Source organism: Methylophaga thalassica, assembly GCF_030159795.1.
Taxonomy (GTDB): Bacteria; Pseudomonadota; Gammaproteobacteria; order Nitrosococcales; family Methylophagaceae; genus Methylophaga; species Methylophaga thalassica.
This window is the reverse complement of sequence record NZ_BSND01000005.1, coordinates 34,587-60,110: the sequence shown is the minus strand read 5'-3', so window position 1 is coordinate 60,110 and position 25,524 is coordinate 34,587. Positions and strand designations below refer to the sequence as shown.

20 protein-coding genes are annotated in these 25,524 nt (G+C 42.7%); 17 read left to right on the top strand and 3 right to left on the bottom strand.

From position 1 onward, the window contains the following. Positions 1 to 25 precede the first annotated feature (25 nt). The 5 genes from QQL60_RS07500 to QQL60_RS07480 all read left to right on the top strand — a co-directional run bounded on the left by QQL60_RS07500 (position 26) and on the right by QQL60_RS07480 (position 4,805). A complete protein-coding gene (locus QQL60_RS07500; protein WP_284450623.1) occupies positions 26 to 2,014 on the top strand; it encodes a BCCT family transporter in 1,989 nt (662 codons plus the stop codon). Positions 2,015 to 2,089: 75 nt separating this feature from the next. After that, entirely contained in the window at positions 2,090 to 2,419 is a 330-nt protein-coding gene (locus tag QQL60_RS07495) for a DUF2845 domain-containing protein (protein WP_273181151.1), read from the top strand. A 75-nt stretch (positions 2,420 to 2,494) separates the two neighbouring features. After that, positions 2,495 to 2,806 (top strand): PepSY domain-containing protein, encoded by a 312-nt coding sequence (locus tag QQL60_RS07490; RefSeq protein WP_284722929.1) that lies wholly within the window; start codon positions 2,495 to 2,497, stop codon positions 2,804 to 2,806. After that, positions 2,806 to 3,471 (top strand): response regulator transcription factor, encoded by a 666-nt coding sequence (locus QQL60_RS07485; protein WP_284722928.1) that lies wholly within the window; start codon positions 2,806 to 2,808, stop codon positions 3,469 to 3,471. Before QQL60_RS07490 ends, QQL60_RS07485 begins: the two co-directional genes overlap by 1 nt. Then, entirely contained in the window at positions 3,471 to 4,805 is a 1,335-nt protein-coding gene (locus QQL60_RS07480) for an ATP-binding protein (protein WP_284722927.1), read from the top strand. The genes QQL60_RS07485 and QQL60_RS07480 overlap by 1 nt, the downstream gene beginning before the upstream one ends. Here QQL60_RS07480 and QQL60_RS07475 read toward each other — a convergent pair. Next, positions 4,802 to 5,128: a PepSY domain-containing protein gene (locus QQL60_RS07475; protein WP_007146303.1), complete on the bottom strand. Its 327-nt coding sequence runs from the start codon at positions 5,126 to 5,128 to the stop codon at positions 4,802 to 4,804. The genes QQL60_RS07480 and QQL60_RS07475 overlap by 4 nt on opposite strands. A gap of 115 nt (positions 5,129 to 5,243) precedes the next feature. Here QQL60_RS07475 and QQL60_RS07470 point away from each other — a divergent pair, with 115 nt between their 5' ends. From QQL60_RS07470 to QQL60_RS07415, 12 genes are all read left to right on the top strand, one after another. Beyond that, complete coding sequence (locus QQL60_RS07470; protein ID WP_284722926.1) at positions 5,244 to 5,747, top strand: MarR family winged helix-turn-helix transcriptional regulator; 504 nt, start codon at positions 5,244 to 5,246, stop codon at positions 5,745 to 5,747. A 53-nt stretch (positions 5,748 to 5,800) separates the two neighbouring features. Beyond that, positions 5,801 to 6,247, top strand: a complete 447-nt coding sequence (locus QQL60_RS07465; protein ID WP_273181143.1) for a YybH family protein — start codon at positions 5,801 to 5,803, stop codon at positions 6,245 to 6,247. A gap of 216 nt (positions 6,248 to 6,463) precedes the next feature. Further along, complete coding sequence (nirB, locus tag QQL60_RS07460) at positions 6,464 to 8,896, top strand: nitrite reductase large subunit NirB (RefSeq protein ID WP_284722925.1); 2,433 nt, start codon at positions 6,464 to 6,466, stop codon at positions 8,894 to 8,896. Between the two features lie 8 nt (positions 8,897 to 8,904). Next, positions 8,905 to 9,210 (top strand): nitrite reductase small subunit NirD, encoded by a 306-nt coding sequence (gene nirD / locus QQL60_RS07455; RefSeq protein WP_007146299.1) that lies wholly within the window; start codon positions 8,905 to 8,907, stop codon positions 9,208 to 9,210. Positions 9,211 to 9,231: 21 nt separating this feature from the next. After that, positions 9,232 to 11,886: a nitrate reductase gene (locus QQL60_RS07450; protein WP_284722924.1), complete on the top strand. Its 2,655-nt coding sequence runs from the start codon at positions 9,232 to 9,234 to the stop codon at positions 11,884 to 11,886. Between the two features lie 120 nt (positions 11,887 to 12,006). Beyond that, complete coding sequence (locus QQL60_RS07445) at positions 12,007 to 13,260, top strand: alginate export family protein (protein ID WP_284722923.1); 1,254 nt, start codon at positions 12,007 to 12,009, stop codon at positions 13,258 to 13,260. A 356-nt stretch (positions 13,261 to 13,616) separates the two neighbouring features. Further along, entirely contained in the window at positions 13,617 to 14,480 is an 864-nt protein-coding gene (locus tag QQL60_RS07440) for a nitrate- and nitrite sensing domain-containing protein (protein WP_284722922.1), read from the top strand. A gap of 11 nt (positions 14,481 to 14,491) precedes the next feature. Then, positions 14,492 to 15,100 carry an ANTAR domain-containing response regulator gene (locus QQL60_RS07435; protein WP_007146293.1) on the top strand — a complete coding sequence of 203 codons (609 nt, stop codon included), beginning with the start codon at positions 14,492 to 14,494 and terminating at the stop codon, positions 15,098 to 15,100. A gap of 267 nt (positions 15,101 to 15,367) precedes the next feature. Next, positions 15,368 to 16,606: an EAL domain-containing protein gene (locus tag QQL60_RS07430; protein WP_007146291.1), complete on the top strand. Its 1,239-nt coding sequence runs from the start codon at positions 15,368 to 15,370 to the stop codon at positions 16,604 to 16,606. A gap of 166 nt (positions 16,607 to 16,772) precedes the next feature. Continuing rightward, a complete protein-coding gene (locus tag QQL60_RS07425; RefSeq protein WP_284722921.1) occupies positions 16,773 to 18,239 on the top strand; it encodes a NarK family nitrate/nitrite MFS transporter in 1,467 nt (488 codons plus the stop codon). Positions 18,240 to 18,252: 13 nt separating this feature from the next. Beyond that, a complete protein-coding gene (locus QQL60_RS07420) occupies positions 18,253 to 19,980 on the top strand; it encodes a bifunctional protein-serine/threonine kinase/phosphatase (RefSeq protein ID WP_284722920.1) in 1,728 nt (575 codons plus the stop codon). A 131-nt stretch (positions 19,981 to 20,111) separates the two neighbouring features. Further along, complete coding sequence (locus QQL60_RS07415) at positions 20,112 to 21,023, top strand: GGDEF domain-containing protein (protein WP_040576582.1); 912 nt, start codon at positions 20,112 to 20,114, stop codon at positions 21,021 to 21,023. On the opposite strand, the gene QQL60_RS07410 is transcribed toward QQL60_RS07415, so the two are convergent. Then, positions 21,020 to 22,015, bottom strand: coding sequence for a response regulator (locus QQL60_RS07410; RefSeq protein ID WP_284722919.1), 996 nt, complete (start codon positions 22,013 to 22,015; stop codon positions 21,020 to 21,022). The genes QQL60_RS07415 and QQL60_RS07410 overlap by 4 nt on opposite strands. Beyond that, on the bottom strand, positions 22,012 to 25,377 hold the full coding sequence (locus QQL60_RS07405; RefSeq protein WP_284722918.1) for an MHYT domain-containing protein: 3,366 nt from the start codon (positions 25,375 to 25,377) through the stop codon (positions 22,012 to 22,014). The genes QQL60_RS07410 and QQL60_RS07405 overlap by 4 nt, the downstream gene beginning before the upstream one ends. Between the last annotated feature and the right edge of the window lie 147 nt (positions 25,378 to 25,524).

Genomic DNA, 25,524 nt, shown 5'->3' with positions numbered 1-25,524 from the left:
TAATAATCAGAGAGTTCATATATATATGACGAGTCCGACGATAGAAAATAAAACAACACGTAAAGCAGAAATCAATCCACCCGTATTTTTTGGTTCAGCTATTTTAATTATCGCTTTTGTTATTTTTGCAGCGTTTTTTTCTGATACCGCCTCTTCAGTTTTTACCGCGACTCAATCCTGGATAGTGAATACTTTTGGCTGGTTTTATTTACTGGCCGTCGGATTTTTCCTTATCTTCAGTATTGGCCTGGCAATGAGTTCCTATGGTGCTATTAAACTTGGCCCTGATCATTCTGAGCCTGACTATGGTTATTTATCGTGGTTTGCCATGTTGTTTAGTGCTGGCATGGGTATAGGTTTATTATTTTTCGGCGTTGCTGAGCCGATTATGCACTTTTCTTCACCACCTGTAGGACAAGGTGGTGATATTGAAGCTGCCAGGGAAGCGATGTCGATCACGTTTTTCCATTGGGGCTTACACGCCTGGGCAATTTATGCCGTGGTGGGTTTATCGCTCGCCTATTTTGGTTTCAGACATAATTTGCCATTAAGCATTCGCTCGTCACTTTATCCCTTAATTGGTGAAAGAATATATGGCCCCATCGGCCATACAGTAGATATTTTCGCTGTGCTAGGCACCATGTTTGGTGTGGCGACTTCACTGGGTCTTGGGGTTTTACAGGTGAATGCCGGGCTTACATATATGTTTGGCTTACCAGCAGAATCAGTGGGTCTTCAAATCGGCTTGATTGCTGGGATTACACTGCTAGCAACTATTTCTGTTGTCGCGGGGCTGGATTCAGGCATCAAACGTCTGTCTGAAATTAATCTGGGGCTGGCTATTCTTTTATTGTTGTTTGTTTTATTTGCTGGTCCGACGCTGTTCTTATTGCAAACATTGGTACAAAACACCGGTAATTATTTAAGCGAAGTGGTTAATAAAACATTCAATTTATATGCTTATGATCCTAATGGCTGGATAGGTGGCTGGACATTATTCTATTGGGGCTGGTGGATTGCCTGGTCGCCCTTTGTCGGGATGTTTATTGCCCGAGTTTCAAGAGGTCGAACTATCCGTCAGTTTATTCTAGGTGTGTTATTTGTGCCTGTTGGTTTTACCTTTATGTGGATGACGTTTTTTGGCGGAACAGCTATTCATATGGAGCTGGGTAATCTTGCCGGGGTTATCTCTGGAGCCGTCAGTGAAAATAGTGCCATTGCCGTTTTCTCGATGTTTGAGCATATGCCGCTGAGTATGATTTCTTCTGGCTTAGCCACCATACTGGTCATCACATTTTTTGTAACATCATCAGATTCAGGTTCCTTGGTCATTGATATGATTACCTCCAATGGCCATCCTAAACCGCCGGTTTGGCAGCGCATTTTTTGGGCATTAACGGAAGGTTGTGTTGCTGCTGCGTTATTGCTGGCGGGTGGTTTAAAAGCCTTACAAACGGCTTCTATTGCTGGTGCTCTGCCATTTGTTGTCATCATGTTACTGATGTGTTTTGGCTTGATGAAAGGCTTAAGAATGGAAGGCATAAAACGCCTGATCATTGGTGTGCCACAGACTCCTGTGAGTACAGGCAGACAAGTTGGCTGGAAGCAACGCCTGAAAAATTTGAGTGAATATCCTGATAAAGCGACAATGCAAACATTTTTGAACGATGTGGTGAAACCCGCGTTGAAAAAAGTGGCGGCGGAATTACGTAATACTGGTGTTGAATCTGAGATTGTTAGCAAAAAAGATTCGATTGAATTAAACGTCAGCTATGGTGGTGAGAAAGACTTTGTTTACGGGGTTCACAGCGTCAGGCACGTAATGCCAAGTTTTGCCCTCGATGCATTAGACGATGATGATGAGACAAAGCGTTATTATCGGGGTGAAGTGTATCTTGCTGAAGGTAGTCAACATTACGATATGTACGGATATAATCAAGAGCAAGTCATTGATGACATTCTGATTCAATACGAAAAACATATGCACTTCCTGCATATTGTTGGCGACGGTTAAATTTGATAACAAAATCTGGCAAGATTATTCAACACAGTTCATGATATTGTCCTGAAAAAATGAACGGAGAGAGATATGCGTTTTTTTTACTTGGCTTCGATAGCCTTAGGTTTGAGTTTTACTGCTTTAGCTCATGCGGGAAGTAGTCAGTATTTAGATCATTATTCCTGTGGCAAAAGTGCCATAGAGGTAGGTATGGATGTTGACCAAATCATGCATGTTTGTGGCGAGAACTGGCAGCCCAGCAACGTGGTGAAGTCTGTCAGACCGGCTTTGAAAGTGGGTAAAGATGGTGAGCGCCTTCAGGATAATTTTGAAAAATGGATGTTTAAAACAATGAGTAAAGGCAGCACGCATGTTTTACTTAAAAACGGTAAAGTTATCCGAATTTTTACCACTCAATAAAACATCGTTATTAAGTTTGGTTTAAGTTTGAATTTCTACACTTAAGCTCACTTAGACATCTAAATAATGTATACGATGAAACGCACTCTATTCACATGCTTATCCATTTCAGTGAGCGTTGTGCTTGCAGTATCGCCAGCACAAGCTGATGAAAGTGCCAGTGTGGCCAGACAATTGCTGAAAGAGGGCAAGATTATGCCTCTTCAGGAAATTCTGACGAAGGCAAAAGTAATAAAACCCGGTCAGGTCATTGAAACAGATTTGGAAAAAGACGATGGCCGTTACATATACGAACTCGAGATTCTGGATGAACAAGGTCAGGTCTGGGAGCTTGAGTTAGATGCTCAAACAGGTGAGTTTATTGAGCTGGAAAATGAGGATAATTAATGCGGCTGTTATTGGTTGAAGATGATCCCTTATTAGGACCTAACCTTCAGCAAGCATTGAATAAAGCCGGATTTGCCACAGATTTATCTGCTGATGGTATTGATGGCGAAGCAATGGGCGAAATCGAGCCTTATGATCTGATTGTATTGGATCTAGGGTTACCGGGGAAACCGGGACTAGAAGTCTTAGAAAATTGGCGACGCAATAAAAATGCCGTGCCCGTAATTATTCTGACTGCACGTGATGCCTGGGAAGATAAAGTACTGGGCTTTAAAGCCGGTGCAGATGATTATCTTGCTAAACCTTTTCAAACTGAAGAGCTCATCGTTCGGATTAATGCTGTTTTACGCCGTTGCTCTGGGCAGCATCCTGGAGAGTTGAGTTATGAAGGTTTAGCTCTGGATGAAGCAGAGCAGACCGTGATATTGAAGACGGGTGAGAAGCATAGCCTGACAGGCACAGAATTTAAGCTGTTAAGATACTTTATGTTGCACCCCCAGCAGTTACTTTCTAAAACCACACTTACTGAGCATGTCTATCAACTGGATAGTGACAAAGACAGCAATGTGATGGAAGTCTATGTGAATCGCTTACGTCAGAAAATTGGGGCTGATTGGATAGTAACAAGGCGCGGCCAAGGTTATATTTTTGGTCAGCAAGACTAATGCGATCGGTTCGTAGCCGTTTATCCATTGGCTTAGCAATTTTTTTAGCTGTCTTGTTGATTGGACAATGGCTGTGGCTAACCTTCACCATTGATCGTTTAATTGAAAAGCAAGTTATCACCCGCCTGCAAGAAGAAACACAAACCTTAGTTGCTCATATCCATATTAATGCTGAAGGAGAAATCCTGCTGGATGATCGTCGTTTGAGCAGCAGCTATCAGCGGGCCTTCTCAGGTCTGTACTTTTCTATTCAAACACCACAACAACAACTCTTCTCACGCTCTTTATGGGACTTTGATTTATCTACACCAGCCTTAAATGTCGGTGAAAAAGCCACGCTTTATCTGGAAGGACCAGGACAGCAACCGTTGATGGCTGTGTCGGCGGGGTATCTGAAGCAGGGACAGCAGGTCACGATTACCGTAGCAGAAGATATTGCCTGGATGTTGGAGGATAAAACCCATTTTCAGTGGACATTTACTACCTTATCACTGTTAGGCGTTTTAGCTTTGTTGGGGCTACAGTTTTGGATTGTCAGACGTGCATTGAGACCACTGAATAAAGCTAAGAATGAATTAAAACTATTGGGGCAAGGCGATATTGAAAAAATTGATGAACAGGCGCCTGATGAAATCCGGCCCTTACTGGTTGAACTCAATCGTTTAATGGCCAGTATGGTCACAAAAACACGCCGCTCCAGGCAATCGCTTGGTAATTTAGCGCATCGTCTTAAAACCCAATTGACCCTGTTAAACCAGATCGCCGACAGTGAGGAATTGAAAAATGATGCTGTGACTAAAGCAGCAATCTATCAGCAGACTCAGGAAATCAAGCAAATTATTGATCGTGAATTAAAACGTGCTCGTGTGTCGGGTTTAACATTGCCTGGAAGAGGTGTTGATATTCATGAATTAGTGGTAAGTCTGGCTGATACATTAAAACGTATCTATCAGGATAAACAACTGATTATTACCTGTCAGGTCGATAAACAACTGCGTTTTCATGGTGATCGAGAAGACTTGCTGGAACTGCTGGGAAATATCATGGATAACGCATGCAAATGGTGCCAAAGCCGGGTAGAACTAGAGATCAAGAATGAAAAGGGTATTGCTATTCGGGTGATGGATGATGGACCTGGATGTCATGATGATGACTTGTCAGCTTTGACTCAACGGGGTTTTCGGGCTGATGAATCAACGCCGGGAAGTGGTTTAGGTTTGGCAATTGTATTTGATATTGTTGAAAGTTATGACGGTACTATGCAGTTTGCTCAATCCCAGAAATGGGGAGGCCTGCAGGTGGATATCCACCTGCAGGCCTCAGTAGCTGATTAGAACCAGTCTTTAGTTGTTTTACGAACTTCACCGGTTTTGGCGTCAATTAGGACTTCCCATTCGCCACCATCAGCATCAACAATTTCAAACTCATAATCCCAGCCTTTATCAAAGGCACGGTCTTCCAGATCGGCATCTTCTACAATACCAGGTTTGGCTTCAAGCGCTTTAGCTTGTGCTTGTTCTAATGAAATTAAGCCAAAACCTTCAGAGATTTTTCTGATTTCACGCATGTCATCAGCATCTAAATCCGCATGAGCAACACCCATCTGCATCATCATTGTTGCCGCACCAATTAAGCCAATTGTTTTTACGTTTTTCATTTTGTGCTCCTTTTGTTGAGGTACGGGTCACATACTAGGTGGCGTAGCTTAAACGAAGCTGAATTTATTTAAGATAAAGGTTTACTAAAAATTAGGAAGCTAACTATAATGGGGTATGCTTCAACTTAAAGACTTGCCAGATAAGGCAATATTAGAAAAATTTGCTTCGCGCTACCCAGAAGTCGATATCAATGCAGTGATGCAGTTTCTCCATCTTCTCGGGGTAGCCTCAGAGCTTTCTGTCGGCTTAGATAACTTTTTACGACGCTATGATTTACTCCAGGGACGCTGGTGGGTATTAATTTTATTGATGCGTGAAGATAGCTTTATATCTTCACCCTCAAAGTTGGCAGAACAATCTGGGGTCAGCCGGGCGACAATGACAGGCCTGTTAGATGGTTTAGCGCGAGAGGGACTAATACAGCGTATTGTTGATGAGAAAGATAAACGGCAAACACAAATCAAACTTACCAAGAAGGGTCAGCAAAAATTAGACGAAGTCATGCCTGATTATTATCAGCGTTTGGGACAATTGATGTCCGTGATTGATAAAGAGCAAGGTCAGGTATTAATGGATGTGCTGGCAAAGTTAAAGCGAAATTTAACGATTTTTGATTGAACGTTAAATTAAGCCAAACAATAGATAACACTAAATTTAACCAGGAGTGAGTAATGAAAAAGTTTTTAGTTTTTATGTTCAGTATGTTTTCTGTGCAATTTTCTGTGATGGCTGAAGAGCTATCGGTAAAAAATCAGATAGATTTTGCTAATGCCCAATGGAACAAAGCGTTTAATGCTGGCGATGTCGATAGTTTGAAACAGTTATATAAAAATGATGCGACCTTATCACCGGGTAATGGCGCTATCTTAAAAGGTAAAGATGCTATCGCACAGTTATTTCAAAGTTTTGTTGATAACGGTGTGACCAATCATCAAATTGAAACAGATGCTATTTATTCAACTGACGATCAGATAACCCAAATTGGTTACTGGCACGCAGACGGAAAAAACAGCGACGGTGAGAAGATAAGTTTCGGCGGTGTTTTATCTTTGGTTCTGGTAAAAACTGAAGATGGTTCATGGTTAATTCAGTCACATATCTGGAATATGCAACCTTAAAAAAGCATAGCCACCGACAAAAAAAGCCCTTCACAGTGAAGGGCTTTTTTTTGCGCCGTATTTAAATGGTGCAAGGTTAATCATAATGGTGCATAAATAAGCATCTAAACTACTTATTAAAAAAACTTTTAATAAACTCTTTCTTTTAAATCAATAGTTTACTTTTTTGGCACAGTGTTTGCCAAAGTAAGCAGACAATGATTGACGGAGAGATCCATGAGAGAGAAGTTAGTTTTAATCGGTAATGGCATGGCAGGAGTGCGTACGCTGGAAGAGTTACTTAAACTCGCACCAGAGAAATATGACATTACTGTATTTGGTGAAGAACCCTACGGTAACTATAACCGGATTATGCTCTCACCTGTATTGGCTGGTGAGAAAACCATAGATGAGATCATGATTAATGATTTGCAGTGGTATCAAGATAACAACATCACCTTGTTATCAGGTAAAAAGGTGACCACCATAGATCGTCTAAACCGTGTAGTAATAGCAGACGATGGCACCACCGAAAAATATGACCGTCTTTTACTGGCCACTGGCTCGCGTCCATTCATGTTGCCAATAGCTGGTGCAGATCTCCCCGGTGTCATTAGTTTTCGTGATATCGCTGATGTTGACACCATGCTGGAAACGGCAAAGACACATAAAAAAGCCGTGGTGATTGGTGGTGGATTGTTAGGACTGGAAGCCGCAAATGGTCTGATGATTCAGGGGATGGATGTCAGTGTTGTTCACATCAGTGATGTGTTGATGAATCAACAGTTAGACAAACCCGCGTCCGATCTGATGCTGGACGAACTGCGGGGGAAAGGGCTGAAGTTTTTGATGGAACATCAAACGGAAGCCATTATCGGTCGTGACCGAGTTGAAAAACTTCGCTTTAAAGATGGCTCAGAAATAGAAGCGGATTTGGTAGTGATGGCTGTGGGTATCCGCCCCAATATCGAATTAGCCAGTTCAGCCGGTATCCATTGTGATCGTGGCATTGTGGTGGATGACACCATGCAAACCTTTGACCCACGTATTTATGCAGTCGGTGAGTGTGTGCAGCACCGGAGCCAAACCTTTGGCCTGGTCGCCCCATTATTTGAGCAAGCAAAAGTGTGTTCAAACCATCTGGCTCAAATGGGGATTGCCCGTTATATCAGTTCAGTCACATCAACCAAATTAAAGGTAACAGGCATCGATTTGTTTTCTGCCGGTGACTTTCTCGGTGATGACGATACTGAAGATCTGGTATTTAAGGATGCCGCAAGAAAAGTCTATAAAAAGCTGGTGATTAAAGAAAACCAATTGGTTGGCGCCGTTCTCTATGGGGACACCGTAGACGGTGCCTGGTACTTCCAATTGATGCGCGATGGTACCGATATCTCAGATATTCGTGAAAACATGTTGTTTGGACAGCATCACCTGGGGGATTCAGGACATGGTCCATCCAATTCTGTTGACGGTTTAGCCGATGATGCCGAGATTTGTGGCTGTAATGGTGTTTGTAAGGGCGATATTGTTCAGGCTATTTCGAAGCATGGCCTGTTTACTCTGGATGAAGTCAAAGCACATACCAAGGCATCAGCCTCTTGTGGCTCATGTACAGGCTTAGTTGAACAGATACTTGCTTCAACGCTAGGCAGCGATTTTAATGATACGCCGAGTAAAAAACCGCTTTGTGCCTGTACCGATTTATCGCATGCTGAAGTTAAGGCTGCCATTATTGATAAATCCCTGAAAACCATTCCTGATTTGATGTCAGCACTTGAGTGGAAAACAGCAGATGGCTGCCACTCCTGTCGTCCGGCTCTGAACTATTACATGTTAAGCAGTTGGCCAAATGAGTATCAGGATGATCCTCAGTCACGTTTCATTAACGAACGTGTCCATGCCAATATTCAGAAAGACGGCACTTATTCAGTTGTACCGAGAATTTGGGGCGGGGTCACCAATCCTAGAGAGTTGCGCGCCATTGCGGATATCTCCGAAAAATACAATGTGCCCACCGTTAAAATAACTGGTGGTCAGCGGATAGATTTACTAGGAATCAAAAAAGAAGACTTGCCTAAAATGTGGGCAGATCTGAGTGAGGCAGGCTTTGTCTCTGGTCATGCTTATGGCAAATCGTTAAGAACAGTCAAAACCTGCGTCGGTTCTGAATGGTGTCGGTTCGGCACTCAAGACTCTACTGGCTTAGGTATCAAAGCGGAAAAAATGACCTGGGGAAGCTGGACACCCCATAAATTCAAGATTGCTGTTTCTGGCTGTCCAAGGAACTGTGCTGAAGCGACTATCAAAGATTTTGGCATTGTGTGTGTGGATTCAGGCTACGAACTTCATGTCGGTGGTAATGGTGGTATCAAAGTCAGGGCAACTGACTTTCTCACCAAAGTCGCGACTGAGGAAGAGGCGCTGGAATATTGTGCCGCGTTTATGCAGCTGTATCGCGAAGAAGCTCATTATCTGGAACGTACTGCACCATGGATTGAACGCGTCGGTTTAAAACATGTGACCTCAGCTGTGGTCGACGATGAATTGAATCGTAAACGGTTGGCTGAGCGTTTCCATGATTCACAAAAAAATGCACAGGTAGATCCTTGGGCTGAACAAGCGGCCAAATATAAAGAAAACTATATTCCTATTAAACAAGTGGTGTAGAGGTAGATATGAGTTGGACTGAAGTTGGCCCTCTGGTCGATATTCCAAAAAAAGGATCACGTGTACTCGTGACAGCAGAAGGTGATGTTGCGGTGTTTCGCACCTCAAGTGATCAGGTCTTTGCCTTATTTGATCAATGTCCTCATAAAAAAGGACCGTTATCTCAAGGACTTGTTTACGATAATCGTGTGGCTTGTCCTTTGCATAACTGGGTTATTGATATGAACAGTGGCGAAGCCACTGGACCCGATGAAGGCTGTACCCGTACATTTGAGACAAAAATAGACAACGGTACCGTTTTTATTTCTCTATAACCTGATAAAGAGTCTCTAATTTTGGCTGAACAACATACGACGACTACAAAAACGACTTGTCCATACTGCGGTGTTGGCTGCGGCGTGTTAGCAACCCCACTTCAGAATGGCACTGTACAAATTGAAGGTGATGAAACGCATCCTGCCAATCTGGGACGCCTGTGCTCAAAAGGTTCGGCGCTGGGAGAAACCGTGGATTTGGGGAATCGTTTGCTCCATCCCAAAGTGCATGGAAAACGGGTGTCGTGGGATGAGGCAATCGTGTCAGTGGCTCGTGGATTTAGTGACATCATTGCTAAACATGGTCCTGAATCAGTGGCGTTTTATGTCTCAGGCCAAGTATTGACGGAAGATTACTACACCGCCAATAAATTAATGAAAGGCTTTATTGGCGGTGCCAATATCGATACCAACTCGCGTTTGTGTATGTCATCCGCTGTGGCGGCGTATAAACGGGCATTTGGTAGTGATACGGTGCCGTGTAGTTATGAAGATATTGAACTTGCCGATCTGGTGATCCTGGCAGGCTCGAATCTGGCCTGGTGCCATCCAGTCATTTTTCAGCGGCTGAGACAGGCTAAAGAAGATCGGCCTGAGATGAAAATTGTGGTGATTGATCCACGCAAAACCTCGACCTGTGATATCGCCGATTTACATTTGTCGGTGAAACCCGGCACGGATGCTACTTTATTTAACGGCCTATTACATTATCTGAAAAAAGAAGATTATCTGGATCTCGAATTTCTGGAAGCACACACTGAAGGCTTTGCTGCTGCAATGACTGCAGCCAAAACCTCTGCTGGGTCGATTCCTCAAGTAGCGGCTGTGACCGAGTTGCAAGAGCAGGACATAGTGAAGTTCTATCAGCTATTTGCTTCAACGGAAAAAGTCGTTACGGTTTATTCTCAGGGCATTAACCAATCTACTTCCGGAACAGATAAATGTAACAGCATTATTAACTGCCATCTCGCTACCGGCCGGATTGGTAAACCAGGCATGGGGCCTTTTTCGTTTACCGGCCAGCCTAATGCCATGGGCGGTCGGGAAGTGGGCGGTTTAAGTAACCAGCTCGCTGCGCATATGGAAATCACCAATCCAGAGCATCATGACCGGGTATCACGCTTCTGGAAGGCCGATAATTTAGCCAGAGAAAATGGAGCCAAAGCCATTGATATGTTTAATGAGGTCGCTAGTGGCAAAATCAAAGCCATCTGGATCATGGCGACCAATCCCGTGGTCAGCTTGCCTGATGCCGATAAGGTGAAAGTTGCACTGGAAAAATGTGAGTTGGTGGTGGTGTCTGAATGTGAACAATTTACCGATACCACCGAACTTGCTGATATTTTACTGCCGGCTGCAGCCTGGGGTGAAAAAGACGGTATGGTGACCAACTCTGAGCGTCGTATCAGTCATCAACGAGCATTTTTACCTTTGCCTGGAGAAGCCAGACCAGACTGGTGGATCATTACTCAGGTTGCCAGAAAAATGGGATTTGAGGCCGCATTTCCCTTTGAGAAACCAGCCGATGTCTTTAGAGAGCATGCCCAACTGTCCGCGTTTGAAAATGACGGTGAGCGCGACTTTAATATTGGTGGTCTGGCCGATATCAGTGATGAAGACTATGACAATCTGGTGCCAGTGCAATGGCCTGTCATGGAGAATACCGAGATGGGCACTGCACGTCTGTTTACCGACAAGCGATTTTTTACGCCGTCTGGTAAAGCCAGAATGATCAGTGTTGAACCCAAATTACCCTTTAACCCAACAACAGAGGCATATCCACTGGTATTAAATACTGGCCGTATTCGTGATCAGTGGCACACCATGACACGAACAGGCAGAGCCGTCAGATTGAATGCCCATATTCCTGAACCAATGGTTCAGATTCATCCATTGGATGCAGCGACTTTTGAGCTGGTAGATGGTGCCTTGGCTGAAGTTAGCAGTCAGTGGGGTGAGATGATTGTTCGTGTGGTGGTAACAGATGAACAACGACCAGGCAGTATTTTTGTGCCGATTCACTGGAGCAGCCAATATGCCTCAATGGCGCGAGTCGATGCCTTGGTGGCCTCTGTATATGATCCCGTTTCTGGTCAGCCAGAGTCTAAACATACGCCAGTGACGATTCGGGCATACCAACCTGTCTGGCATGGTTTTATTCTGTCGCGTCATCCCATTACGGTGAAAGATGCCAACTACTGGGTGAAGGTGCGTGGTGCCCAATTCTGGCGCTATGAAATTGCCGGGCAGCAATCATTAGATGACCCAGCCAAATGGGCTCAACAACACTTAGGTGAAGAGGGGGAATGGCTGGATTTCACTGATGCTAAAGCGGGTCGTTATCGCGCTGGTCAAATAAAACGTAATCGACTAGAGGGTGTTGTATTTATTGCCCCTAGTCATGATTTGCCAGCACGTTCCTGGTTATCACAATTATTTAGTTTAAACAGTCTTTCGGATGCTGAGCGATACAGCTTATTGGTCGGTCAGCCCAGTCAGGGGCAAAAAGATGCTGGTCAAATTGTCTGCTCTTGCTTCGGGGTGGGGCAAAACACGCTGAATGAGGCGATTCAATCCGGACATGTCAATTCTGTTGATGAGATTGGTCAGAAATTAAAAGCTGGGACCAATTGTGGTTCCTGTGTCCCCGAGTTGAAAAAATTACTTGCTCATTAAAGGTGAGCAGCGTCGTTACTACTAATAGAGGTCTATCTGCAACGAAGCAGTTTGATTTGAGTATTTGATGTTAAAGCCCATTATTCACGAAGAGCGGCTTATTTGCAGAGGAAAAAAAGAATGCCAAAATTAAAAAAGCTAACCCTTATGTCATTACTTAGCACAGGGCTTGGAAGTGTTTCCCTGTTACCTGGTACGGTAATGGCTGATGACAGCTTTTATGATGCGTTGACTGCTGGAAAGGTGAGTTTTTCTGCCAGACTGCGCTATGAGTCAGTAGAGCAGGATAATGCCCTAAAAGATGCCGATGCCGTAACTTTGCGGACAACCTTAGGCTATAAAACCGGTGACTTTCATGGTTTTGGTGCCTTTTTGGAACTGGAAGATGTGTCGGATTTGGGGGGCGATTATGAAGAGTACCCACAAACAGCAGTCAAGAAGTACTCCGTTATTGCTGATCCGAATGGCACCGAAGTGAATCAGGCTTACTTGAGTTATAACGGCTATGGCACTGAAGTCAAACTGGGCCGTCAGGAATTGACCTACCGTGAGGCACCGTTTCACCGGTTTATCGGTAATGTACTCTGGCGTCAAAATCATCAATCATTTGATGCTGTTAGTCTGAGTAATAGCTCAATTAAAGATCTTAAATTGAGCTATGCCTATATCAATAAAGTGAACACGATTTTTGGTAATGACCTCACCGCAGGCCTGATTGACGATGGCGTGATTGATATGGACAGTCACTTATTTAATGTTCAATACAGCGGCTGGTCTGTGGGAAAATTAGAAGCGTATAGCTATTTACTCGATTATGAGGATGCTGCTGATAACAACGCTAACTCAACAGCGACTTATGGTTTGAGATTATCTGGTGCGAAGCCGGTTAATGAAAATTTATCGGCAGTCTATACCGCCGAGTATGCGACACAAGATGAATATGCTGATGGCAAAATGGATCCACAGGATTATTACTTGCTGGAGTTGGGCGGTAAATATGAAGGTTGGTTGGCAAAGTTATCATATGAAGTACAAGAAGGTGACGGCACCTACAGTTTTAAAACACCGCTGGGCACCAACCATGCTTTCCAGGGCTGGGCTGATGTGTTTCTGACCACACCCAATCAAGGGTTGAAAGATACCTATTTCACAGTAGTTGGCAATGTGGCTGGCGCCAAGCTGATCGCGGTCTATCACGACTTTGAAACGGATAAAGACAGCCTTGATGCCGGAAATGAATTCGATGTGATGCTGCAAAAAACCTTTATGCAACATTACACGCTGGGTATTTCCTATGCTGACTACAATGCAGATAAAGAATTTGGCGGTGCTGATACCGATAAGTTCTGGTTATATGGACAGCTTAACTTCTAAATCATACTCCTCATCTAGCCGGGCACTGCCCGGCTTTTTTTTATCTGTTAAATCTGCACCACAATTGTTCAATAGCCATCCTCATAACACCATTTTGAAGCAGACGAAAAATATCTTAATAGTTTAAGTTTCTGTATTTAAACAAATATTTTTTTGGCATAGCTTATGCAAAATTGAGATTGTCATCCAGTACTGCAAGGAGCATGTCATGGGATATTTCGTTGACTTAATGATGGTAGTAAAAGAATTAGTGAAATTAATTTTTATGGTAATGATTTCGCCTCTAGGGATTATGGCTGGTTATTTAGCGACCTGGGAATGACTCAGTTCTGAGCTAATTTCACTGGAGAACAAAGATGTATCCATTGATCATTGGTGGTGTAGTTGCCACTTGCATGCTTTTGATTATTTACAATCTGATATCTGAGCGTCGTCAGCTCAATCTGAGAATAAAAAAAGGCATATTACTGACCAGCCATTTACGGTCGGTGGTTGACCATTGCCAAAAACATCGTGGCACAAGCAATGCAGTCGTAAGTGGGAATGAAAAGTTATTACCACAAATGATTCAGCTACAGAATGATATCGACAATCTGATTGACAGTGAGATGAGTCAAACACTATCAGATTTTCCTCAATGGCAATCCTTTATAGAGCACTGGCCTCGGCTAAAACAACATGCTCTGGCCAAAGATCTTTCTCCACAAAATATCGTCAGACAACATAGCTTGATGATAGATGGCCAACTAATGCTATTAGATGATGTGATGAGAGCATATGACTTACATCGCTTGATGCTTGATTCCTGCACACGCGTTTCAGAAATTTGTATTGATACGCTTCGTGTTGCAGAAACGCTCGGATATACACGAGCTATAGGTTCGGGCGTTTGTGCCAGAGGGTCGTGTTTGGCCGCTGATAGAATTTTGCTTGAGTTTTTACGTATCTCAGTAAAAACCACCTCAGAGAGATTACTGTCTGAAGTCAAATTAATTAATAACAACGATTTGAATTCTTCGTTGGAAACTTCCTCTAAAGCGGTTCGTCAGCAAATTGATGCCTTATTGAATATGGTTGATAAACGTGTGCTTCAACGGGGTCAGTTGAAGCTTGATAGCCATGAATATTTTAATCTTTCCACACGGGCTATTGATGAAGTGCTGAATATTTTCAGTATCGTTATTCAATATGCCTCCCAAAAACATACACGAATGATATGAGCAATGCTGCTATGAAAACAGTCACTAAAACGATTAACACGGTTGTTATCAGTGAATTTACGGAGTTTATGAATACGCTGCAAAAGGTGTTTGAAAATACCGACTATAACGTCATTTTCGAAGCCACTAATTTACAGCAATTACTTAATCTGAAATGGACCATTGAGCCCGACTTGATTATTGCCATTATGAATACCAGCGATAGTCAGCTGTTAAGTAAATTTAAGATAATTAATGAACGCTTTCCATTACCGATTGTGATTTTCACACATGATGACCGAGATGAGGCCATTGAAGAGGCTATTGAGGCTGGTGTCAGTGCCTATATTGTTGATGGTTTTCATGAGAACCGGATTCACGCGATTCTCCGTACTGCCATAGCCCGGTTTAAACAAGTACAGAGTATGCAAAAACAGCTGAAAGATTTAAAAACGTCTTTGGCTGACAGGAAAATTATTGATAGAGCTAAAGGACTTATTATGGAACAACGGAAGTGCACGGAAAATGAAGCATACAGCCTGATGCGAACATCGGCCATGAATCAGAATATGCGACTCGGCCAACTTGCTCAAAATATTCTGGCTGCAGCTAATTTACTTGAACCGCAAAAAAATATTTAATAATTAACAATATAAACAAAGCATGGAGCCACTTTTATAGAAGTGGCTTCTTATCTTCTATGGAAGATAGTGTCCTGAACATCATCCAGCTCAATCCCAATATTATTGGCTTAAATCCTGCTTGTACTATTTGCCCTGTAGTAGCTGAAGGTGTCTTTGAGATGTTTAATTTTAACTATTGTGGTAATTAATAAACGGACGCATTAAGATTTAAGGTAAATAATGTTAAAACAACATTGCCCACAGATATCAAAGGTACGAGTAGGGATGACTGAACTGTCACTGAATGAACATCATTATGAAACCACATATAAGTCGTTCTGCCTGACATCGGTTTTTCAACCCATTTTCAGTATCGCTCACCGAAAAGCGGTTGGGTATGAAGGTTTATTACGTGCTAATGATATTGATGGGAGAGCGGTATCGCCGGTTGAGATTATGTCCCAGCCAACCAGTCAGCGTGAGCATCTGGAGTTAGACCGGACCTGTCGTTTTCTGCATGCCTCTAACTTTTCTCATCAGCCTGATAATAATGCCTGGTTATTTCTCAACCTCAATTCTCAGTGTCTGGTGGCTGAGCGTCCTGATGCCGGGTTTATGCATGAATTGATGCAGCAAACCAAACTGCCTGCCAGACGTATTGTGATTGAAATTTTAGAGAGTGAAATTGATGACCGTGAGTACCTTTTGGAACTCATTCAACATTTTCGCCGTTTGGGATGTTTGATTGCGATTGATGATTTTGGGGCTGGCCATTCTAATTTTGATCGCATCTGGAATCTACAGCCTGATATTGTGAAGATTGATCGTAGCTTGGTTAAGAAAGCTGGCCAGTCGATGAAGGTGGAAAGAATCCTCACTGGTATCGTGTCACTCATACACGAGGCAGGTAGTTTAGTTGTTATTGAAGGTGTTGAATCCGAAAAAGAAGCGCTAGTCGCTATTTCCAGTAATGCCGATATGATCCAGGGGTTTTATTTTGCTACGCCTGAATCCGATCTGCAGCAGGACGTAGATTTTGGGGAAGCGATGGACCAGCTTTTACAGCAACATCAGAATGTCCGTAGTCAATATAATCGTAAGCTTCAACAACATTTCCGCGCTTTCCAGTTGGTTTTTGAGAAAGAGGTCAGTGCGTTTAAGCATGGGCGTGCTTTCGAAGCATGTGGGAGCGAACTGTTTGACGATGAGCGAGCTGTTCGTTGTTATTTACTTGACGAATCGGGCTATCAGATAGGTCGAAGCCTGTATTCAAACAAATACACGGCAAAACTGGATATCCGTTTTTCGCCATTACTTTCCGGAGATAATGCGAATTGGTCACATAGACACTATCACTTCAGGGCAATACAAAATCCGGATACAACACAAATTAGTCGCCCATATCTGTCTGTTGCCGGCTCTCATATGTGTATTACTGTGTCACAAGCTGTAGAAGTGAATGGAAAGATGTTTGTGTTCTGTTGTGACCTCGACTGGCCTGATGAAGATCTGGCCATAGACTGACTTTAGTGCACTAGTAGCGTGCAAGATGCACCATTTTAGCTTTAATATGTATTTAGTATGCTTATTTAAATATTAAAATAATATATAAATCAAATTGTTATGGATTGGCATGATTCCCGCTATTCGAACATAACCATTCTGGTATGTTTAAAAGAGAGCTGAATTAATGTCTAATAACAAACTCAATTTATTATCTTTTAAAGATAATATCCGTACCCTTCATTTAACCTGGATAGCCTTTTTTATCAGTTTTGTGGTGTGGTTTAATCACGCCCCTTTATTAATGGCTATTCGCGATACCTTAGGTCTCGACAACCAGCAAATAAAAACGTTACTGATACTGAATGTGGCGTTAACCATTCCTGCACGAATTGTTATCGGTATGCTGGTGGATAAATATGGTCCTAAGATCATGTATTCACTGCTGCTCGGTATTTCCAGCATTATCTGTTTTTTCTTCGCAGTGGCCGATAGTTTTGAGCAATTAGCACTTGCTCGCTTTATGTTGGGTTTTGTTGGTGCTGGCTTTGTTATCGGCATTCGTATGATTTCCGAGTGGTTTCCAGCAAAGCAAGTCGGTTTGGCTGAAGGTATTTATGGTGGCTGGGGTAATTTCGGTTCAGCAGCAGCAGCGATGTCATTACCTACGATTGCCTTGATGTTTGGGGGTGAGGATGGCTGGCGTTATGCCATTGGTCTGACTGGTGCTATTGCACTTGTGTATGCCTTCATTTACTACAATAGTGTTTCTGATACGCCACAAGGCTCTACTTACTTTAAACCAAAAAAATCAGGTGCAATGGAAGTGACCAGTAAGGGAGATTTCTTTCTTTATATCGTAATGAATATTCCTATGTATGCAGCACTAGCTTTATTAGCATGGAAGTTATCACCCAGTGGTGTCAGCTTGCTGTCAATGAATGTCAGCTATGCGATTTATGTCGGTCTGGTTGTTTTATTTTTCTATCAGGTTTACCACATTTATCAAGTAAACAAAGAAGTGTTTATAAAAGAAACCCCTGAAATTCACCGTTACAAATTTAAACAAGTCGCTGTGTTGGATTTGGCTTACTTAGCTACGTTTGGATCTGAATTAGCGGTGGTATCCATGTTGCCATTATTTTTCAGTGAAACGTTTGATATCAGTGCTGTACAAGCCGGGTTACTGGCATCAGGATTTGCTTTTATGAATCTGATCTCGAGACCTATTGGTGGTTTATTCAGCGATCGTTTAGGTAGAAAGAGAACACTGACGATTTGCATCAGTGGACTGGCGGTAGGGTATTTTGTGATGGGCATGATCACACCTGAATGGTTCATTGTGTTGGCCGTGTTGGCGACGATGGCTTGCTCATTCTTTGTGCAAGCAGGCGAGGGCGCGGTATTTGCAGTCGTACCACTGGTGCAACGTCGTTTAACTGGGCAGGTGGCAGGTATGGCCGGTGCCTATGGTAATGTCGGTGCTGTGACTTTCTTAACTATCTTATCTTTAGTTTCTGCACAAACCTTCTTTTTTGTTATCTGTGGGACGGCCATTGTTACCCTGATTGCGGTACAGTTTATGGATGAGCCGCGAGGACAAATGGCAGAAGTGCTGCCTGATGGCACAGTACAAATGATAGACGTTCATTAATTGAAGGATCGTTATGGTCGCGAGATTGAAAGTCTCGGTTGGGCAGTATTCCAGCCGAGGCATCAAAGCAGATAATCAGGATGCCGTGGGGTTTTATATCCCTGCCAATCTCGCTCTGTTAGAAACAAAAGGTATCGCGTGTGCCATTGCCGATGGCTTGAGTTCAAGTAACGAAGGCAAACAAGCCAGCCAGGCCTGTGTAACCGGGTTTATGAGTGATTATTTCAGTACGCCTGATTCCTGGTCTGTTAAACAGTCTGGCAGCAAGGTGCTGACAGCGATTAACACTTGGTTACACGGTCAAAGCCATCAGTTTAAGCAGGCTGACCGTGGTATGGCATCTACTTTTAGTGCGGTTGTTGTGAAATCAACGACCGCACATATTTTCCATGTGGGCGATTCGAGAATCTATTTGTTTCGTGATGGCGAACTTGAACCCATCACCACCGATCACCGTATACGTATCGATGTTAATAAAGAATATTTAGGGCGGGCTTTTGGCGTTGATTACTGTTTGGACATTGATTACAAGTCTTTCGCTGTTCAGGAAAACGATGTTTTTTTATTAACCACTGATGGCGTGCATGATGTTTTGCCAGACAAAGTACTGAAACAATTTTTGTTGGCAGGTGCTGGAGCTGAGCCAGAGCAATATGCACAACAAATTTGTGATGAAGCATTATCGGCGGGTAGTAAGGACAATATAAGCTGTCAGATTCTCACTATTGAGCAATTACCAACACAAGATCCTGATGAAGTCTTTGCTCAATTAACCGCTTTGCCATTTCCGCCGGACTTGTATGAAGGCGTGATTATTGATGGTTACCGAATTAGTCGTGAATTACATGCAAGTTCGACCAGCCAACTGTATTTAGCCGTTGATACTGAAAGCGGTGATAAGGTGGTGATCAAGACACCATCGGTAAATTTTGAAGATGATCCCGCCTATCTGGAAAGATTCTTATTAGAAGAGTGGGTGGGGCGAAGAATCAATAACGCTCATGTGGTAAGAACCATTGAACAAAAGCGGCCACGGCGGTTTCTCTATTACATCATGGAGTATGTGGATGGCAAAACGCTTGAACAGTGGCTGAATGATGTCGGTCGCCTGGATTTAAAAACAGTACGGGAAATTGTGTCTCAACTTGTTTCTGCGGTCAGAGCCTTTCATCGGCTGGATATGCTTCATCAGGACTTAAAGCCCGGCAATATTATGATTTCCAGAGATGGCGTAGTTAAACTTATCGATTTCGGTTCGACTAAGATTGCCGGTATCGCTGATATCTCAACACCGGTGGAGCGTAGCGAGTTATTGGGTACAAAACATTACACTGCACCAGAGTATTTATTAGGTCGTGCTGGACAGGCGGCGTCTGATCAGTTTTCTCTCGCTTGTATTGTTTATGAAATGTTAACGGGCCAACTTCCCTATGCGGAAAAACTGGCGAAGGTGCGTGCCAAACAAGATCTTCATCGTATTGAATATCAATCCATCAACACATTAATTCACGATATTCCTAGCTGGGTAGATAAAACTCTTCAGAAAGCATTACAGCTTTATCCTGAGCGACGATACCAGGCATTATCTGAATTTGAGACTGATTTGATCAAGCCGAATCCGGCGTATTTGCGTGATGAAAAATTACCGCTGATGTACCGTTATCCGGTTAAATTCTGGCAAATATGTTCTTTGATTTTACTTCTGCTCAACTGCCTGTGTTTATATTTCTTGCTGAAATAATCTGGCACAGCTGCTTTTCACTATGAGCCAGTCAATATAATAATTCGCTCATCCAAATCATGATCGTTCATATATTTACAGTATAGCCGTACAAAGAGTATGGTTGTTTATGATGATAGTGACTTTAAATCATGATTGAGACAAAAATGGAACTGAACTCGCAGTTAAAAGAAAAGAATCCAACGGATTTACTCAGTCTGGAGCAAATTGATTCTGCGTGGCCCCTGCTGGATGTTTTACCTTTCCCTGTTACCGTTATTGATATTAACTACATGGTGGTGCGTGCGAATCAAGAAGCTGTTCATGAGTACAGTCATATTGATCAGCCTTGCTACAAAATGAGCCATGGTTATGACAGTCCTTGCAATGAAAATGGTGAAACTTGTCCAAAACTTGATGCTCAGACCCTGAAAACAACGATCAGTCATTTACACATTCATCAAACGAACAGCGGACCACAGAAATTTAAAGTGATGGCTATGCCAATGGATAATGGCGGAGCAATGGAAATGCATATTCCGCTAGATGATGTAACCTCACTCGATGGGGTGACCGGGCTGACAAATCGGGCGGAAGGTGAGCAGGGGGCACGTCGTTTAGTCGCCTTGATGCAGCGTTTGGGAACTCCCTATAGCGTCATCATGCTGGATTTAGACTATTTCAAGAAGATTAATGACCAACATGGTCACCACGTCGGAGATATCGTTTTAAGACGTACTGCTGAAGTCATGGCCGAAAGTATTCGTGCTTCGGATATTCTTGTGCGCTGGGGCGGTGAAGAATTTCTTATGATTTTGTCAGGAGCCCAATCAGAGCACGCTGCCAAGTTCACAAAAACATTATTAGACGCGATTCGTCATATCCGTATTGAGTTACGTGACGAGACACTTTCTGTTTCGGCTAGTGCGGGTATTCGTGCCGTCTCATCTGAGGAGCTATCACACACGAATTTCGATTCTGCTTTAAAACATGCCGACCTGATGCTCTATGCCGCTAAAAATGCTGGAAGAGATCAGTTTATGAGCTATGAATCTATGTCCTAACTATCAGAAAATGCTAGTTTCACTCTCAGAATTTCAGGGAGGTGTTCAATTAAGATGGGGGGCAAAGCCGGATCAATGTGTTTGCCACTCTGTTCATTAATGAATTCTATGGCCTCCTCAACTGGCCAGGCTTCCTTATATGGTCTGGCGCTGGTTAGAGCATCAAAAATATCTGCTATGGCAACGATTCGACCTGCGAGGGGAATTTCGTCACCTTTTAATCCATTTGGATAACCCGTACCATCCCATTTCTCGTGATGGGTAAGGGCAACAGTATGAGCTAATTGAATCAATCGCGATTTTGAGTTTGCTAAGATCTCGGCCCCGATTAAAGTATGTGTTTTCATTTCTGAAAATTCTTCTGACGTTAACTTACCTGGTTTTAATAAGATTTTGTCAGCAATACCAATTTTTCCAATGTCATGCATGGGAGCAGCCATCATGAGTTCGTTTGCCGTGCTTTCATCAAACCCGTAACCCAGCGCAATAATTTTTGCATAGCGACTCATTCGCTGAACATGCAGGCCAGTCTCGTTATCTTTGTATTCTGCAGCTCTACCCAGACGTTCAATCAGATCGATATGGGTGGCACGAAGCTCATCTGCTTTGACGAGAGAAATATGTGTTTTCACTCTGGCTAAGACCGTGGAGGGCACGATGGGTTTGATGATGTAATCTACAGCACCAATGTCAAAGCCTCGCGCTTCATCGTCCGGATCTTGTAAAGCTGTTACAAAGATAATCGGTATGTGTGAGGTGTCTGGTCTAGCTTTTAATTGCTGGCAAACTTCTAAGCCTGTTATTTCTGGCATCATGATATCGAGCAAGATCAAATCTGGCATTTCCTTAGCAATCAATGCCAGTGCATCTTTCCCTGAGCGGGCGAACGATAGAGCATAGTCGTGTTGCAGAACCTGACGTAGTACTCTCAAGTTCGTTGGCTCATCATCGACAATAAGAATTCGAGGCTGATATTTCTTTATGGTAGTCATGCGTTCATCTTCGTTATATGTTGCTTGATAGCGGATAAGTGTTTTTGGGCGACCAAAAAGTCAAAGTCGAGCACAGACTTTTTAATGTCTAGAGCAAGTCGATGTAAGTCGGCTTCAACCCCATTTACCAGCTCATCTACTTTATCTTCGTTAAGCTCTCCATGCTCGCTAAGCTCGATAAGTTCGTCGACGAGAGCCAATACACTGTCATGACCAAGGAGGACTGGTGATGTTAATGTTGTATCACTGTCTGAGTCAGCCAGTGAGGCTTTTATCCGTTTTTCCTCTTTTGATAACGTGGAAAACGCCTTGTCGAGCTTAGCAATCTCCGCCGCTATTTCGACTTTATTTTCATTATTTGACTTATTTTCTATCAAAGAAGTTGATTGATGGATTTTCATAAGGCCCAGGTTTCCTGACACACCTTTGAGCTTATGTGCCAGCTTTTTCAGTTCACTGTAATTCGATGTTTCATTCAACTCTGCTAACTGTTTGCTGACATCGCTATATTCTTTTATAAAACGTGCTAATTCAGCTAAATAAACAGAGTAGCTGCCCCATAAGGTTAATGCTTTATCAGTACTAATCTGTGTGAACTTATTTTCATCGATATGATGTTTTTCAGGAGCTATTGAGATGAAGTCTGGCTCAATACCGAGAACTCGTGCCATTTCAGCAGTGAGCAGCTGAATATCAATAGGTTTATGGGAAAAGCCATTCATGCCGGCATTAGCCGCTTGAAGACGATCTTCAGATAATACACTTGCGGTTAAAGCCACTACAGGTATCGGTTGAAGTCGCTGAGCTGACTCATATTCGCGAATTTTTCTGGTAGCTGTAAATCCATCCATCACTGGCATTTGTAAATCCATCAGAATAATGTCAGGTTTATTTGTGATGTATTGATGAAATGCATCTTCACCATTTACAGCAGTAATAACAGTATGATTTTGTCGCTCAAGTAAAAGTGATAGTAAAGTCAAATTTTGAGAGATATCATCAGCAATTAAGACTGTTTTGGGTGGAATCGAGAGCGATTGATTCTCTAATGTCGTATCAATGATGTCATCAGTCTTTTGCAGCGGTAGATCAAAGAAAAATGTACTACCAATACCCGCCTCGCTGCTGGCATTTAATTCTCCTCCCATTAAATCTACTAACTGTTTGGAAATTGTCGTACCGAGTCCGGTTCCACCAAAGCGACGGCTCATTGAAGCATCGGCCTGAGCGAAGGGTTCGAAAATCGTATTCAGTATGGCTTCATCCATCCCAATACCAGTGTCTTCAACGGTAAAACGAAGAGTGGACTCAGCAATAGGGAATACCGAGACAGTGACACCACCATTTTCAGTAAACTTAACGGCATTACCGATAATGTTGTATAGCACTTGCCTAATTCTGTTTTCATCTCCCAAATACGTGGTATGAATATCGTCAGGTATGCTGCAGTTAAGGTATAGGTTCTTATTTTTTGCTTGAAGCCATAATGTTGAAATGACCGAATCAATCAGCCTGGTTAAATCGAATGTGGATTCTTCGAGTTCGAGTTTATTCTTTTCTAGTTTGGCACTGTCGAGAATATCATTTAACAGGTGAAGCAATGATCGGGCTGATTGGCTAATGGTTTGCAGATGTTTTTTATTATTGCCACTGATATCTTTGGCATCAAGAAGCAGATCTGAAAAACCGATGATGGCATTCATCGGTGTTCTTATTTCATGACTCATATTCGCCATGAATCTGGCTTTACTCTCTGCTGAAAGTTCAGCTCTCTCTTTCGCCTGACGAAGATCGTCTTCCATCTCTATGCGGTGTGTAATATCCAGAATCAACCCATCTATCCAAACGGGTTGGTCGTTCTCGTAAATAATAGAGCCTTTTTCAAATACCCAGATATAGTGGCCATCTCTGTGTTTCCAGCGAAACTCAACTGAGTAACTGGTTTTACTTTCAAGTGCTGATTGAACAGCATCATTGGTTAAATCCACATCATCGTGGTGAATCAGTTCTGAGAGATGAATTCGCTTCTTATAAAAGTCTTCAGCAGCCCAGCCTGTCATATCAAAAATGGCATCGCTGACAAAAATGACCGACCAGTGTTCATCCAGCAAACAACGAAAACTGGCGCCAGGAATATTTCTAATTAATGAGCTATATTGCTCTTCGCTCTTACGTAGCTTTTCTTCAATTTCCCATCGTTGAGAGATATCGGTAGCAAAACCAACAAACATAGAGCCAACATCTTTAACTTCAACACGACCAACGCCTAGTCGGATTGGAAATGTATGACCATCCTTATGTCTAGCAAAGACTTCTCTCGCTTGGCCAGTAAGTTGAGTTTTCCCCGTGTTATGAAAATTGAATAAATACTCCTGGTATTCATGTTTAGCATCATCAGGTACTAGAACAAAGAAAGGTCTGCCGATAATTTCTGTATTTTTCCAGCCAAAGATAGCTGACGCTGAAGGATTAAAGTCTTGGATGGTACCTTTTTCATCTATAGTGATGATGCCGTCAACTGCTGTTTCAAGTGTTGTTTTCAGGCGTAGCTCACTGATGGTTTTTTCTGTAAGTAACTGACGGTATCTGAGCTGAGAGGCAATAGTGATTGCTAAAGCGATAAGCAATAATGTGATAGAGGTAATCACATAAGACAGTTGAACATGATCTTCGGTGATACGATGCGGCATCAGAGTATCATCGCTCATAATAAATCGTGCTGCTGCCATGCCTGTGTAGTGCATTCCTGAAATGGCAAGGCCCATAACCAGGGCACTTATTATGTTGATAAGATGAACAGAGTGCTGTTTCCAAAATTTTGTAAGATAATGACGAGCAGATAGCGCGATAAAAGCTAAGACAACAGCAACAATAATTGATGCAAAGAACCAACTTGGCACATAACGTAGATCAGCATCCATTTCCATTGCTTCCATTCCGACGTAATGCATCATTCCGATACCTGCACCTACTGACAAACTACTGATAATCAGTTGCCACAAGGTCATTGCAGGATTGACTAGCATTCTCAGAGTGATATATGAGGCAATCAAACTTGGTAGAATTGAGATAAGTGTCAGAGGAATATTGTATGTCGCTTGTTCAGACATCTCATAAGCTAACATACCAACAAAGTGCATACTCCAGACGCCCCCAGCGAAAATGCTGGCACCAGCGATAATGGCAATATGACGGTGGTGATTGTTTTGTATCACTTTTGTCATTGAAGCAAAATGTAAGGCTACGAAAGACGCTGTTGTTGCCAAAATGATTGAAAGTATGACGAGAAATAAGTCATATGAACCAACAATGAGTGATTGCTGTGGCGCTGATGTAACAAAGAAATTATCAAGGCTGTACATTAAGAACCTATTCAAGTCTGTTTTTTATAAATATTTAAGTTAGCTGCATCCAGATAACACATTTATTTAGCGGTACTTGAAATGGTTAATTTAGAAAAACTTTGAGATCGAGTTCACCATATGAAAAATAGTGGGGGATATCGGGGG

Coding starts and splice junctions, on each gene's coding strand:
- QQL60_RS07500 (WP_284450623.1), top strand. CDS start 26: ATGACGAGTCCGACGATAGAAAATAAAACAACACGTAAAGCAGAAATC.
- QQL60_RS07495 (WP_273181151.1), top strand. CDS start 2,090: ATGCGTTTTTTTTACTTGGCTTCGATAGCCTTAGGTTTGAGTTTTACT.
- QQL60_RS07490 (WP_284722929.1), top strand. CDS start 2,495: ATGAAACGCACTCTATTCACATGCTTATCCATTTCAGTGAGCGTTGTG.
- QQL60_RS07485 (WP_284722928.1), top strand. CDS start 2,806: ATGCGGCTGTTATTGGTTGAAGATGATCCCTTATTAGGACCTAACCTT.
- QQL60_RS07480 (WP_284722927.1), top strand. CDS start 3,471: ATGCGATCGGTTCGTAGCCGTTTATCCATTGGCTTAGCAATTTTTTTA.
- QQL60_RS07475 (WP_007146303.1), bottom strand. CDS start 5,128: ATGAAAAACGTAAAAACAATTGGCTTAATTGGTGCGGCAACAATGATG.
- QQL60_RS07470 (WP_284722926.1), top strand. CDS start 5,244: ATGCTTCAACTTAAAGACTTGCCAGATAAGGCAATATTAGAAAAATTT.
- QQL60_RS07465 (WP_273181143.1), top strand. CDS start 5,801: ATGAAAAAGTTTTTAGTTTTTATGTTCAGTATGTTTTCTGTGCAATTT.
- nirB (WP_284722925.1), top strand. CDS start 6,464: ATGAGAGAGAAGTTAGTTTTAATCGGTAATGGCATGGCAGGAGTGCGT.
- nirD (WP_007146299.1), top strand. CDS start 8,905: ATGAGTTGGACTGAAGTTGGCCCTCTGGTCGATATTCCAAAAAAAGGA.
- QQL60_RS07445 (WP_284722923.1), top strand. CDS start 12,007: ATGCCAAAATTAAAAAAGCTAACCCTTATGTCATTACTTAGCACAGGG.
- QQL60_RS07440 (WP_284722922.1), top strand. CDS start 13,617: ATGTATCCATTGATCATTGGTGGTGTAGTTGCCACTTGCATGCTTTTG.
- QQL60_RS07435 (WP_007146293.1), top strand. CDS start 14,492: ATGAAAACAGTCACTAAAACGATTAACACGGTTGTTATCAGTGAATTT.
- QQL60_RS07430 (WP_007146291.1), top strand. CDS start 15,368: ATGACTGAACTGTCACTGAATGAACATCATTATGAAACCACATATAAG.
- QQL60_RS07425 (WP_284722921.1), top strand. CDS start 16,773: ATGTCTAATAACAAACTCAATTTATTATCTTTTAAAGATAATATCCGT.
- QQL60_RS07420 (WP_284722920.1), top strand. CDS start 18,253: ATGGTCGCGAGATTGAAAGTCTCGGTTGGGCAGTATTCCAGCCGAGGC.
- QQL60_RS07415 (WP_040576582.1), top strand. CDS start 20,112: ATGATTGAGACAAAAATGGAACTGAACTCGCAGTTAAAAGAAAAGAAT.
- QQL60_RS07410 (WP_284722919.1), bottom strand. CDS start 22,015: ATGACTACCATAAAGAAATATCAGCCTCGAATTCTTATTGTCGATGAT.
- QQL60_RS07405 (WP_284722918.1), bottom strand. CDS start 25,377: ATGTACAGCCTTGATAATTTCTTTGTTACATCAGCGCCACAGCAATCA.